Raw genomic sequence first — 13,102 nt, forward strand, 5'->3', positions numbered from 1 at the left:
CCCGAGTCGCTGCGCCCTTGCCCGCCGTCAGGGAAACCGCTTGAAGCAGCGGTCCTGCTCGCCGAGCACACCGACCCGGAACGCGTCGATCCGGGAGAAGCCCGACGGCACCGATTCGCCGTTGACATCGCTGGCAACCAGGCCGTTGAGCAGGATGCCCGACACCGCCTCGTCCACATCGCCCGCGGTGAGTGCAATGGTGTTGCCGTCCGGGGTGCTGACGTCGTCGACCATCTTTGCGGTCGCGACACCCGTCAGGCACGCGGTGCGCAGGGCGGCCTGCGCCGTATCCAGTTCGACGCCGCGCTGATGCTGGATCGACTGCATGTAGCGCGATACCAGCACCGAATACGCGGTGTTGTCACCGGTGGCCAGTCCGGTGTCCTCGTCATCGGATTGCGCGCCGAGCACCTCCAGTGCGGGCAGATCCACCGCGATGGTGTTGGTGGCCGGGCAGAACGTCACCGGCGCATCGGAATCGGCGTCTGCACAGTCATGCGGCTCGAAGGTGAGTTCGGGCGGCTCGGCCGGCTCGAACAGGATGTCCATCGCGTCCACGATGGAACGCACCGAGTCCTCGGTGATCTGCAGCTCCCCGGATTGGTTCTCCGGCAACAACACCGGCAGATCACCGCGGCGTTGCTTGATCTCGGCCGGGTCCATCGTCGCGCACGACCCGGCGCCGTCGGTGAAGCCGAACTGGAACGCCGAGACCCGCTCGAAGGCCGACCCGTGTTCATCGTCGCCGACCTCGGCATCACTTTCGCTGAGCAGGGGATCGCGAAAGGCGATCATCGCGGCCAGCAGATTGTTCAGTCCGTCACCGGTGGACAGCGTGAATCGCGGTGAATTCCCTTCGGCGACCCACCGCATGTAGACCCCGGCCAGACAGTCGGCCTGCTGCTCGGACACCAGCGTCGGCGTCGATCGGGTGACCATCCCGGCTTGTTGCTGCACCGCGTGCCCGTACTCGTGGGCCAGCACCATGGTGACGGCCATATCGCCGTTTTCCCCGCGCAGCGACGGTAGCAGTACACCACGGTCCCAGCCAATCGTCTCGTCGTCCTGGCAGAACGCCGCGTTGACCAGGTTGTAGGTATCGGTGTCGCAGAAGACACCGTCGAAACCGTCTGCATCCCAAGAGATCACGTCGGACACCGGGGTGAAATCAGCGCCGAAGGTCTCCGGGTAGGCGGTCTCCCAGAACTCCTCGATATCGCTGACCGCGCTGACCGCGAGATGATCGATCTCGCCGCCGTCGGTATCGGTCACCTCGCGGGTGGGTTCGGCGGCGTCATCGCGCAGGCCGGTCGGTCCGTCGGTGGCGGGCATGCCCGCCACCCGGAACGGATCGGCGAACACCGACACCGCGGTGCCCTGCAGTTCCTGTCCGCACCCGCTGAGGACGAGCGCAATGCCGGCGGCCAGCGCCGCACCCGCCAAACGAGGAGAATTTCCCCGTCGCTTCGCTCGCCCCGCGTGCCTCATATCGTGCCCCGCCTTTCGGTGCGCGGACGGGCTGCCGCGTTTGTGCAGCCAGGATAGAGACAAACTGCCGGCGGCGGCGGTTATCCGGGTTCAGAAGTCAGCCGGCCCAGCGCGGCGAGGACGCGCTCGTGATCGGTCGTCGCCCAGAAGGGCGGCAGCGATGAGCGCAGATAGCCCCCGTAGCGCGCCGTCGCCATCCGGGAATCCAGCACCGCGACGACCCCGCGATCGTCGACGCGGCGCAGCAGCCGTCCCGCACCCTGGGACAGCAGCAGCGCGGCGTGGCTGGCCGCCACCGCCATGAATCCGTTACCGCCGCGCGCCGCGATGGCCCGCTGGCGCGCGGTCAGCAGCGGATCATCGGGGCGCGGGAACGGAATCCGGTCGATCAGCACCAGTGAGAGGGTGCGGCCTGGCACATCGACGCCCTGCCACAGCGACAGGGTGCCGAACAGCGAGGTCTCCTCGTCCTCGGCGAACCGTTGCACCAGGGCGGCGGTGGTGTCCTCGCCCTGGCACAGCACCGGCGTCGACAGACGTTCGGCCATCACCTCGGCGGTGGCCTTGGCCGCGCGCATCGAGGAGAACAGGCCCAGGGTGCGCCCGCCCGCGGCGGTGATCAGCGCCTCGATCTCGTCGAGCTGGGCCGGCGATCCGGTGCCGTCACGCCCGGGCGGGGGCAGATGCTTGGCCACGTACAGGATTCCGGACTTGGCATGGTCGAACGGTGACCCGACGTCCAGCCCGCGCCACGTGGTCTTGCCCTCCCCGCCAGACAGTCCCCAGGCGGCGGCCATCCCGTCGAAGTTGCCCCCGATGGTCAGTGTCGCCGAGGTCAGTACCGCGGTGGAATGCTCAAACAACCTGGTGCGCAACAACCCTGACACCGACAGGGGCGCCACGCGCAGGATGGCCCGCTTTCCTCCGCCGCCCCGATGGTTCTCCTCGTGGTCGAGCCACACCACGTCGACGCGATCGGGGATCGCCGGGCCGAACGAATCCAGGATCCGTGCCGCGATGTCACCGATCTCGGTCACCGCGGTGACGGCCTCGGTGCGCGCGGCGGCCGCCTGCGGATCGGTGGGGGTGGTGTCGATCGCGGACCGGATGGTGAACGCCGCATCGCGCAGCGCGGTCAGGTAGGTGGCCAGCTCGTCATCGAGACGGTCGATGCGCCCCGGTTCGGCGTCATAGATGGCCGAGGCCAGATTGGCCCCGGCGGCCTCCAGACGGTCGGAGAGTTCGTCGGCAACCAGCCTGCCGATGCGCCGCTGCGCTGCGCCGAGCACGGTGGCAGAGAGTTCCCCGGTGGCCACGCTGGTGACCCGGTCGACCAGTTCGTGCGCCTCGTCGACCACCAGCAGGTCGTGTTCGGGCAGCACCGAGGCATCAGCGATGGCGTCGATGGCCAGCAGCGCGTGATTGGTGACCACCACATCGGAGTTGCCCGCCTTGGCGCGGGCCTTCTCCGAGAAACAGTCGGTGCTGAACGGGCAGCGTGACACCCCGATGCACTCCCGTGCCGACACGCTGACCTGGCTCCAGGACCGGTCGGGCACCCCGGGGACCAGGTCGTCGCGGTCACCGGTCTCGGTCTCCGAGGACCAGCTCGTCAGGCGCTTCACATCGCGTCCCAGCGCGGTTGCGGCCACCGCGTCGAACAGTTCCTCCTGCGGGCGGTCCTCCGCCGAATCCGCGGCACTGCCATTGTGGATCTTGTTCAGGCACAGGTAATTCCCCCGGCCCTTCAGCAGCGCGAAGGTGGGACGCCGGGGGAGCTGACCGGCCAGTGCATCGGCGAGGCGGGGCAAATCCCGGTCCACCAGCTGACGCTGCAGGGCGATGGTGGCGGTGGACACCACGACGGGTTCGTTGGCTGCGACCGCCCGCGCGATGGACGGCACCAGATAGGCCAGCGACTTACCCGTGCCGGTGCCCGCCTGCACGGCCAGATGCCGGCCCGTTTCGAAGGCTTCGGTGACGGCCTCGGCCATCTCGACCTGCCCGGGTCGCTGCGCCCCGCCGAGCGCCGCGACCGCCGAGGCGAGCAACTCGGTTGTCGGGTTGGGTCGAGCGGAGCGACGGGAAGAAGGACTACTTGTCACGAGGTCGGTTTGTCCGGTGCCACGACGCGGGTCGGGATGGCCGGTTCGCCCTTGGACAGCTTCAGGCCGTCCCAGGGCAGACTGCCGAGCCCGGCCGCCGCCCGAGCGCGGGCCTGCTCCAGGTTGTGTTCGTGCACGGGGTGCCCGCCCCGGACCAGTTCGACCGACAACGGCCGCGACTCGAACCCGACTTCGGTCGGCGGCGGATGACCGGCCGGATAGACGACCTCTTCCACGATCGTCCCGGAGGGTTTGGCAACCCGCAGCGCCTCCTTGGTGCCACCCGCCGACGCCTTGTGCGCACTGCGTTTCTGCACGGTGATGCCGTCGACCTCGACGAGCTTGTAGACCATGCCGGCCGTGGGCGCGCCCGATCCGGTGACCAACGAGGTACCGACGCCGTAGCTGTCGACGGGCTCGGCCCGCAGCGCGGCGATGGCGAACTCGTCGAGGTCGCTGGAGACCACGATCTTGGTGCCGGTGGCTCCGAGACCGTCCAACTGATCGCGCACCTGGCGGACCAGTACGGCGAGTTCACCGGAGTCGATGCGCACCGCGCCCAGTTCGGGGCCGGCGACCGCGATCGCGTTGGCGACGCCGTCGGTGATGTCATAGGTGTCCACCAGCAGGGTGGTGCCGACGCCGAGGGCATCGACCTGGGCCTGGAACGCGGAGCGTTCATCCGTTCCATCGGCGGTGGTGTGCAGCAGGGTGAAGGCATGCGCGCTGGTGCCCAGCGCCGGAACCCCGTGGCGCTGCTGGGCGGCCAGGTTGGAGCTGCCGTGGAATCCGGCGATCCAGGCCGCCCTGGCCGCGGCGACGGCGGCCTCCTCATGGGTACGCCGCGAACCCATCTCGATGAGCTGCCGGCCGCCGGCGGCCGACACCATCCGGGCCGCGGCCGAGGCGATCGCGCTGTCGTGATTGAGGATGGACAGCGCCAGCGTCTCCAGGACGACGCACTCGGCAAAGCTGCCACGCACCGAGAGCACCGGCGAGTTCGGGAAGTACAGCTCACCCTCCGGGTAGCCGTGTACATCGCCGGTGAACCGGAATTCCGACAGATACGCCAACGTGTCGGCGTCCAGGAAATCGGATACCGCCGCCAGGGTCTGCGGATCGAAGGTGAACTGCGCCAGCGCTTCCACGAAACGCCCGGTGCCCGCCACCACCCCGTAGCGCCGTCCCTCGGGCAACCGCCGCGCGAAGACCTCGAAGGTGCACCGCTTGTGCGCCGAGCCGTCGCGCAGCGCAGCCGCGAGCATCGTCAGCTCGTATTTGTCCGTCAGCAGTGCTGTGCTCACGCCGTGGCTCACGATCTCACCGTATCGGTACCGTTCCGGTTCGGGCGCGCAGTCGGCCCCCGGTATCCTGTGCGTCATGGTTACCCCAGCGCGGACCAAGCCGGGTACCCGGGAGGACACGGCGGCTGACGTCGACCGCCGAGAGGACGCCGCCACGGACAGTCCCTGGGTCACGGTCGTGTGGGACGACCCGGTCAATCTGATGTCGTATGTGACCTACGTATTCCAGAAACTGTTCGGCTACTCCGAACCGCACGCCACCAAACTCATGATGCAGGTACACACCGAGGGCAAGGCCGTCGTCTCGGCCGGCAGCCGGGAGTCGATGGAGGTCGACGTCACCAAGCTGCACTCCGCCGGGCTGTGGGCCACCATGCAGCAGGACCGCTGATCACGTGCGGAAATGGAAGCGGATCGACGGCGCCGACGGCCCCCGATTCCGGTCTTCGCTGGCCGCGCACGAGGCCGCGCTGTTGCGCAATCTGGTGACCTCGCTGACCGGGATGCTCGACGATCGCGAATCCGCCGCTCCGGCTGACGAACTCAGCGAGATCACCGGTATCCGCACCGGTCATTCGTCGCCGCCCGAGGACGAGACGATGAAGCGGTTGCTGCCGGACTTCTTCCGGTCCCGCAACGGCCATCCCGCGGGCTCCGCGGCCGCCGACAGCTTGAACAGCGCGCTGCGCAGCCTGCATGAGCCGGCCATCATCGATGCGAAACGGCAAGCGGCGCAACGCCTGCTGGACACCATGCCCGAGGGTGGCGGGAAGTTCGAGCTCTCCGAGGATGACGCGCAGGCCTGGGCGTCCTCGGTCAACGACGTGCGTCTGGCGCTCGGCGCGATGCTGGAGATCGGCCCCGAGGGCCTCGACCAGCTGCCCGTCGGGCATCCGATGGCCGGCCATCTCGACGTGTACCAATGGCTGACGGTGCTGCAGGAGTATCTGGTGATCAGCCTGATGGGGTCGCGTCCGTGACCGACTGGGGTTCCATCACCGATGTCGCCGGCATCAAGGTCGGTCACCATCAGCGGATCGACGACGACGCGACGCTGGGATCCGGGTGGGCGTGCGGCAGCACCGTGGTGCTGGCGCCGGAAGGCACGGTCGGCGCGGTCGACTGCCGGGGTGGGGCCCCGGGCAGCCGCGAGACCGATCTGCTGGATCCGTCCAACAGCGTGCGTCATGTCGATGCGGTACTGCTCACCGGCGGCAGCGCCTACGGGCTGGCCGCCGCCGACGGTGTGATGACCTGGCTGGAGGAGCAGGGCCGCGGCGTGTCGATGGACGGCGGCGTGGTGCCGATCGTGCCCGGCGCGGTCATCTTCGACCTGCCGGTCGGCGGCTGGGGCTGCCGCCCGGACGCGGAGTTCGGCTACCAGGCCGTGCGGTCCGCCGGCCGGACATTCGCCATCGGGAACGCCGGAGCCGGGGCGGGAGCACGGGCCGGTGTGCTCAAGGGCGGGCTCGGAACCGCCTCGCTGACCCTGCCCGATATCGGCGTGACGGTGGGCGCGGTCGTCGCCGTCAACTCCGGGGGCAATGTCATCGACCCGGCGACCGGGCTGCCCTGGATGGCCGATCTCATCGCGGCGTTCGGGTTGAGCTCTCCACCGCCCGCGGAGGTGGCCGAGTTCGCGAGCCTCGACACGTTGAGCGGTCCGTTGAACACCACCATCGCCGTCGTCGCGACCGACGCCGCGATCAGCCCGGCCGGGTGCCACCGCGTCGCCATCGCGGCTCAGGACGGATTGGCCCACACCATCCGTCCGGCGCACACACCGGTGGATGGTGACACCGTGTTCGCGCTGGCCACCGGGGCGGTGCAGGTGCCGCCGTCGGAGAAGGTTCCGGCCGCGATGTCCCCGGAGACGGCGATGCTCACCGCGATCGGTGCCGCCGCCGCCGACTGTCTGGCACGTGCCGTACTGGTCGGTGTGCTGGCGGCGGAATCGGTCGCCGGAATACCTACCTACCGTGGCCTGTTGCGCGGAGCGTTCCCGTGATGTCGCCGAAACAGAGAAACGGAGTTCTGACGTGCTGGTGATCCGCGCCGACCTGGTGGATGCCATGGTCGCCCACGCGCGCGCCGACCATCCCGACGAAGCGTGCGGCGTGATCGCCGGACCGGAGGGTTCGGATCGCCCGCAGCGTTTCATCCAGATGGTCAACGCCGAGCGGTCCCCGACGTTCTACCGGTTCGATTCCGGTGAGCAGCTCAAGGTCTGGCGCGCAATGGACGACAACGACGAGGTGCCCGTCGTGATCTACCACTCGCACACCGCCACCGAGGCGTACCCCAGCCGCACCGACATCTCGTTCGCGTCCGAACCGGACGCCCACTATGTGCTTGTCTCCACCCGCGACCCCGAGGCGCACGAACTGCGCAGCTACCGCATCCTCGACGGCGTCGTCACCGAAGAACCTGTCAGCATCGTCGAGCAGTACGGATAAAAGGAGCCACCGTGTCAGTAGTCGTGTCGATCCCCACCATCTTGCGCACCCACACCGGCGGGGAGAAGCGGGTGAACGCCGCCGGTGACACCCTGGCGGCCATCATCGCCGACCTGGAGAGCAACTACTCGGGGATCTCGGAGCGCCTCGTGGACAACGGCAAGCTGCACCGCTTCGTCAACATCTACGTCAACGACGAGGACGTCCGGTTCTCCGGCGGCCTGGAAACCGCCATCGCCGCCGGTGATTCGGTGACGATCCTGCCCGCCGTTGCAGGTGGGTAGGCCTTGACGCGATACGACTCGTTGCTGCAGGCGCTGGGGAACACCCCGCTGGTCGGGCTGCAGCGGCTGTCTCCGCGCTGGGAGGAAGACGAGAACGGTCCGCACGTGCGGCTGTGGGCCAAGCTCGAGGACCGCAACCCCACCGGCTCCATCAAGGATCGGCCCGCCCTGCGGATGATCGAGCAGGCCGAGCGCGACGGTCTCATCAAGCCCGGCGACACCCTGCTGGAGCCGACGAGCGGCAACACCGGCATCTCGCTGGCCATGGCGGCACTGCTCAAGGGCTACCGGCTGATCTGCGTGATGCCGGAGAACACCTCGATCGAGCGTCGTCAGCTCCTCGAGTTGTACGGTGCCAAGATCATCTTCAGCGCCGCCGAGGGCGGGTCGAACACCGCTGTGGCGCACGCCAAAGAGCTTGCCGCGCAGAACCCTTCGTGGGTGATGCTGTACCAGTACGGAAACCCGGCCAACGCCGCGGCGCACTATGAGGGGACCGGGCCCGAACTGCTGGCCGACCTGCCGGAGATCACCCATTTCGTCGGCGGACTCGGCACCACCGGCACGCTGATGGGCACCGGCCGATTCCTGCGCGAGCATGTGCCGGGTATCCAGATCGTCGCCGCCGAGCCACGCTACGGCGAGGGTGTGTACGCGCTGCGCAACATCGACGAAGGCTTCGTGCCCGAGCTCTACGACCCGGAGGTGCTGACCACCCGGTTCTCGGTGGGCGCGTTCGACGCCGTCAAACGCACCCGGGAGATCGTCGAGGTGGAGGGCATCTTCGCGGGGATCTCCACGGGCGCGATCCTGCACGCTGCGCTCGGCATGGCGGCCAAGGCGATCAAGGCCGGTGAACGCGCCGATATCGCGTTCACCGTGTGTGACGCCGGTTGGAAGTATCTGTCCACCGGTGCCTACGCCGGTAGCCTCGATGATGCAGAGGATGCGTTGGAAGGGCAGCTGTGGGCATAAATCTCCCGATCACCCCCGAGCCGAAGAAGAAGCCGGCCTGGGTGGTCGGTGGCGCGACGATCATCGGTTTCGTCACGCTGCTGTATGTCGTGGAGATCGTCGACACCGTCACGGGGCACCGCCTCGACAACGACGGCATCCGGCCGCTGCAGACCGACGGCCTGTGGGGGATCCTCTGGGCGCCGCTGCTGCACGGTGGCTGGCCGCACCTGATCGCCAACACCGTGCCCGCGCTGGTCCTCGGTTTCCTGATGACCCTGGCGGGCATGGGGCGCTTCATCGGGGCCACCGCCATCATCTGGGTGCTCGGCGGATTCGGGACCTGGCTGATCGGCAACATCGGTGCGCATTGCCCCTACGTGGGCGTGCAGTGCACCACCAACCACATCGGGGCGTCCGGGCTGATCTTCGGGTGGTTGACGTTCCTGATCGTGTTCGGATTCTTCACCCGCACGGCCTGGGAGATCGTCGTCGGCGTGATCGTCGCGCTGGTCTACGGCGGCATCCTGCTCGGGGTGGTACCCGGGACGCCGGGGGTGTCCTGGCAGGGGCACCTGTGCGGCGCGATCGCCGGGTTCATCGCGGCCTATGTGCTGTCCGGGCCGGAACGCAAGGCGCGCGAACGGCGCAAGACAGGCGCCCCGCTGGGCGCCTGAGGTCGCGTGTGCCGGTGTGCGTCGGGCCACTGCGCAGGTGCGATTGATGCGCAGCAGACGGACCGTCACTGCGCCGTCCGAGGTCACGGCGGGGACACAACATGAAACTTGTCGCCCAATGCGGTGATGCCTTCGCCCCGATGCTGTAGGGCATGGCAAGCTAGAGATGTGCGAGTCACCGTACTGGGTTGTTCCGGCAGTGTTGTCGGCCCTGATTCGCCCGCGTCCGGATATCTGCTGACCGAACCCGACACGGCGCCGATGGTGCTCGACTTCGGCGGCGGCGTCCTCGGCGCGCTGCAGCGGCACGCGGATCCGGGTGCGGTGAACGTGCTGCTCTCGCACCTGCATGCCGATCACTGCCTCGATCTGCCCGGGCTGTTCGTCTGGCGCCGGTATCACCCCAATCCGCCCGAGGGCCGCGCGATGCTGTTCGGCCCGACGCACACCTGGGAGCGTCTCGGCGCGGCCTCCTCACCAGAGGGCGGCGAGGTCGATGACATCTCCGACATCTTCGAGGTGCAGTCCTGGGTCGACGGCCGTGCCGTCACACTGGGAGCACTGACGGTCGAGCCCCGGTTGGTGTGCCATCCCACCGAGTCCTACGGCATGCGCTTCACCGACCGCGACGGCGTCACGTTCGCCTACAGCGGGGACACCGGAATCTGTGATGCGGTAGTCGAATTGGCGCGCGGCGTCGACGTGTTCCTGTGCGAGGCGTCGTGGACGCACTCGCCCGAGCGCCCGCCGAACCTGCACCTGTCCGGTACCGAGGCCGGCCAGATCGCCGCCCGCGCCGGGGTTGGCGAACTGCTGCTCACCCACATTCCGCCGTGGACATCACGCGAGGATGTCATCAGCGAGGCCAAGGCCGAGTTCGACGGTCCGGTGCACGCGGTGGTGTGTGGCGAGACCTTCGACGTGACGCGTCACTGAGGCCGGACATGGCTTGTCTGGAGCGTGCTCCTCAACGCGGCTCGTTCCTCACCGCTTGATCGTCGCGCGCTAGTGTTGCCTCGTGTCCAGACGAGAAGACGGCCGGCTTGACGACGAGCTGAGGCCAGTGGTCATCACCCGCGGTTTCACCACCCACCCCGCCGGCTCGGTGCTGGTCGAGTTCGGCCAGACCCGGGTCATGTGCGCCGCCTCGGTCACCGAGGGAGTGCCGCGCTGGCGGAAGGGCTCCGGGCAGGGCTGGCTGACCGCCGAATACGCCATGCTGCCCGCGGCCACCCACGAACGTTCCGGCCGTGAGTCGGTCAAGGGCAAGGTCGGCGGACGCACCCAGGAGATCAGCCGGCTGGTCGGCCGGTCGCTGCGCGCCTGCATCGACCTCGGGGCGCTGGGGGAGAACACCATCGCCATCGACTGCGACGTCCTGCAGGCCGACGGTGGCACCCGCACCGCCGCGATCACCGGTGCCTATGTGGCGCTCTCCGATGCCGTGACGTATCTGGCGGCGGCGGGCCGATTGTCCGATCCGCGTCCGCTGTCCTGCGCGATCGCCGCCGTGTCGGTCGGCGTCGTCGACGGCCGGGTCCGGGTGGATCTGCCCTACACCGAGGACTCCCGTGCCGAGGTCGACATGAACGTCGTCGCCACCGATACCGGAACCCTGGTGGAGATCCAGGGCACCGGTGAGGGCGCGACGTTCCCGCGCTCGACGCTGGACAAAATGCTGGACCTGGCGATGGCGTCCTGCGAGGAGCTGTTCACCATCCAGCGCGCCGCGTTGGAGCTGCCCTACCCGGGTGTGCTGCCCGAGCCCAGCGGGCCGGCGAAGAAGTCCTTCGGAAGCTAGGGATGTCCCGGCTGCTGGTTGCCTCACGCAACGCCAAGAAGCTGGCCGAGCTGCGCCGGGTGTTGGACGGCGCCGGGTTGTCCGGGGTGACGCTGCTGTCGCTGACCGACGTGCCGCCGTTCGAGGAGGCACCCGAGACCGGCGCGACCTTCGAGGAGAACGCGCTGGCCAAGGCGCGCGACGCCTACGCCGCGACCGGGATCCCGGCGGTGGCCGACGACTCGGGTCTTGCCGTCGACGCACTGAACGGGATGCCGGGCGTGCTGTCGGCGCGGTGGTCCGGGGCGCACGGCAATGACGTGGCGAACCTGGAGCTGCTGCTGGGCCAGCTGCGCGATGTGCCCGACGAGCGGCGCGGGGCGGCCTTCGTCTCGGCGTGCGCGCTGGTCTCCGGGTCCGGTGAAACGGTGGTCCGCGGCGAGTGGACCGGCGCGATCGCGCGGGAGCCGAGGGGAGAGGGCGGGTTCGGCTATGACCCGATCTTCGTGCCGGACGGGTCGGGGCGCTCGGCAGCCGAACTGACCCCGGCCGAGAAGGACGCGGCCTCGCACCGTGGCCGCGCGCTGGCGCTGCTGGTGCCGGCGCTGCGCGCGCTGTCGTAGCCCCCACCACTTTTCGGGCGAAACTCGCGTACCCGGGGTAAATCGGCGCCTTGGCTTCAAGGGGTGGATGCAACAGCACTGCTTGAGGAGTGCTGTTGTCTCGAAGGTCGCTCAAGGCTGTGCGTGAAGCATTCTGGACCCATATCAGTGCCGGTTTCACCGTATGTCAGGCCGCGGAGGCTGCCGGCGTGTCGGAGACGACCGGAGTGGGCTGGTTCACCAATGCTGGCGGGGTGAAACCCCAGTTCAGTGCCCCGAAGAAGAGCGGTCGGCGACGGCGCCTGGATCTGGCTGATCGAATCCGGATCCAGATCGGCGTGCACAACTACGAATCGCTGAACTCAATCGGACGCAGCCTGGGCCGGCCGGCGTCGACGATCAAATACGAACTCGACGTCAACGGTGCCATCGCCGCCCACAACGGCGGCAAGTCCGGCTATCGACGCAAAGAGCGCTTCGGGGCCCGCCAAAGCGGTCGCACCACGATGCTGAACTACGACGCGTTACTGGCCCAGGTCCGCTCAGAGCACCGAGCTCGGCGCCCCAGAGCGGGCAAGCTGGCTACCAACCAGCGGCTGCACGACGCCGTGCAATCCCGGTTGCTTGACCAGCAGCACAGCCCGGCCCAGATAGCCCACCGGCTACGGTGGGACTTCCCCGACGATCCGGAGATGTGGGTGTCTCACGAGACGATCTACCAGGCAATCTACGTGCAGGGCAAGGGGAATCTGCGCCGCGATCTGCACACCTGTTTGCGCACCGGTCGAGCTCTGCGTAGACCACAGCACCGCCCCGACCAGCGCCGCCCTCGCATCCGCGACATGGTCAACATCAGCGATCGTCCCGCCGAGGTCAATGACCGCGCCATCCCTGGCCACTGGGAAGGTGACCTCATCATCGGCGCCAACAGCAGATCAGCGATCGGCACCCTGGTCGAACGCAGCACCCGGTTCGTGATGCTGCTGCACCTGCCCGACAACCACGGCGCGCTCGCGGTGCAAGAGGCGATCGTGGACAAAGTCGCCCAGTTGCCCGCGATCATGGTCCGCACGCTGACCTGGGATCAGGGCATCGAGATGGCCAACCACGCCAAGATCGCTGCAGCCACCGATCTCGACATCTATTTCTGCGATCCGCACTCGCCATGGCAACGAGGCACCAACGAGAACACCAACGGCCTACTGCGTCAGTACTTCCCGAAAGGCACTGACCTATCAGGGTTTCCCGCCGACTACCTCGACTACGTCGCAGCCAAACTCAACAACCGACCCCGCCAGACCCTGGGCTGGAGAACACCCGCAGAAGCCCTCGACGCACTACTGTCGGACCCGCCTAAACCACCCGCTGTTGCAACCACGACTTGAAACCGCCCGCGCGTGAGCCACCGGTACGCGAGTTTCGCCGCATTGGGAGGGCTGAAATTTTGCATAG

At 68.2% G+C, this 13,102-nt stretch carries 14 protein-coding genes; 11 read left to right on the forward strand and 3 right to left on the reverse strand.

Annotation, left to right across the window (positions count from 1 at the left end):
• Positions 1-27: 27 nt before the first annotated feature.
• The 3 genes from EXE63_RS23835 to EXE63_RS23845 form a co-directional block, all read right to left on the reverse strand.
• On the reverse strand, positions 28-1,488 hold the full coding sequence (locus tag EXE63_RS23835; RefSeq protein WP_168143969.1) for a neutral zinc metallopeptidase: 1,461 nt from the start codon (positions 1,486-1,488) through the stop codon (positions 28-30).
• 80 nt (positions 1,489-1,568) lie between these two features.
• Positions 1,569-3,593, reverse strand: coding sequence for an ATP-dependent DNA helicase (locus EXE63_RS23840; protein ID WP_168143970.1), 2,025 nt, complete (start codon positions 3,591-3,593; stop codon positions 1,569-1,571).
• Positions 3,590-4,858 (reverse strand): nicotinate phosphoribosyltransferase, encoded by a 1,269-nt coding sequence (locus tag EXE63_RS23845; protein ID WP_234904632.1) that lies wholly within the window; start codon positions 4,856-4,858, stop codon positions 3,590-3,592. The genes EXE63_RS23840 and EXE63_RS23845 overlap by 4 nt, the downstream gene beginning before the upstream one ends.
• Positions 4,859-4,973: 115 nt before the next feature.
• Here EXE63_RS23845 and clpS point away from each other — a divergent pair, with 115 nt between their 5' ends.
• From clpS to EXE63_RS23900, 11 genes are all read left to right on the forward strand, one after another.
• The gene (gene clpS / locus EXE63_RS23850) at positions 4,974-5,288 is read left to right on the forward strand and encodes an ATP-dependent Clp protease adapter ClpS (RefSeq protein ID WP_057167337.1); all 315 of its coding nucleotides are present in this window, start codon (positions 4,974-4,976) and stop codon (positions 5,286-5,288) included.
• 4 nt (positions 5,289-5,292) lie between these two features.
• The gene (gene aosR / locus EXE63_RS23855) at positions 5,293-5,877 is read left to right on the forward strand and encodes an oxidative stress transcriptional regulator AosR (protein WP_168143972.1); all 585 of its coding nucleotides are present in this window, start codon (positions 5,293-5,295) and stop codon (positions 5,875-5,877) included.
• A complete protein-coding gene (locus tag EXE63_RS23860; protein ID WP_234904252.1) occupies positions 5,874-6,905 on the forward strand; it encodes a P1 family peptidase in 1,032 nt (343 codons plus the stop codon). Before aosR ends, EXE63_RS23860 begins: the two co-directional genes overlap by 4 nt.
• 64 nt (positions 6,906-6,969) lie before the next feature.
• Entirely contained in the window at positions 6,970-7,353 is a 384-nt protein-coding gene (locus EXE63_RS23865; protein ID WP_233212988.1) for a M67 family metallopeptidase, read from the forward strand.
• An 11-nt stretch (positions 7,354-7,364) separates the two neighbouring features.
• Entirely contained in the window at positions 7,365-7,637 is a 273-nt protein-coding gene (locus EXE63_RS23870) for a MoaD/ThiS family protein (protein ID WP_168143974.1), read from the forward strand.
• A 3-nt stretch (positions 7,638-7,640) separates the two neighbouring features.
• Positions 7,641-8,612 carry a cysteine synthase gene (locus tag EXE63_RS23875; protein WP_168143975.1) on the forward strand — a complete coding sequence of 324 codons (972 nt, stop codon included), beginning with the start codon at positions 7,641-7,643 and terminating at the stop codon, positions 8,610-8,612.
• Positions 8,609-9,268, forward strand: a complete 660-nt coding sequence (locus EXE63_RS23880; protein ID WP_168145739.1) for a rhomboid family intramembrane serine protease — start codon at positions 8,609-8,611, stop codon at positions 9,266-9,268. Before EXE63_RS23875 ends, EXE63_RS23880 begins: the two co-directional genes overlap by 4 nt.
• A 168-nt stretch (positions 9,269-9,436) precedes the next feature.
• Positions 9,437-10,204 carry a cyclic nucleotide-degrading phosphodiesterase gene (locus EXE63_RS23885; protein WP_209999932.1) on the forward strand — a complete coding sequence of 256 codons (768 nt, stop codon included), beginning with the start codon at positions 9,437-9,439 and terminating at the stop codon, positions 10,202-10,204.
• Between the two features lie 82 nt (positions 10,205-10,286).
• On the forward strand, positions 10,287-11,069 hold the full coding sequence (rph, locus tag EXE63_RS23890) for a ribonuclease PH (RefSeq protein WP_105363156.1): 783 nt from the start codon (positions 10,287-10,289) through the stop codon (positions 11,067-11,069).
• A gap of 2 nt (positions 11,070-11,071) precedes the next feature.
• Positions 11,072-11,671, forward strand: a complete 600-nt coding sequence (rdgB, locus tag EXE63_RS23895; protein ID WP_168143977.1) for an RdgB/HAM1 family non-canonical purine NTP pyrophosphatase — start codon at positions 11,072-11,074, stop codon at positions 11,669-11,671.
• Positions 11,672-11,766: 95 nt separating this feature from the next.
• Positions 11,767-13,035 (forward strand): IS30 family transposase, encoded by a 1,269-nt coding sequence (locus tag EXE63_RS23900; protein WP_436277723.1) that lies wholly within the window; start codon positions 11,767-11,769, stop codon positions 13,033-13,035.
• Positions 13,036-13,102: the final 67 nt, after the last annotated feature.

This window comes from Mycolicibacterium frederiksbergense (genome assembly GCF_012223425.1).
Taxonomy (GTDB): domain Bacteria; phylum Actinomycetota; class Actinomycetes; order Mycobacteriales; family Mycobacteriaceae; genus Mycobacterium; species Mycobacterium frederiksbergense.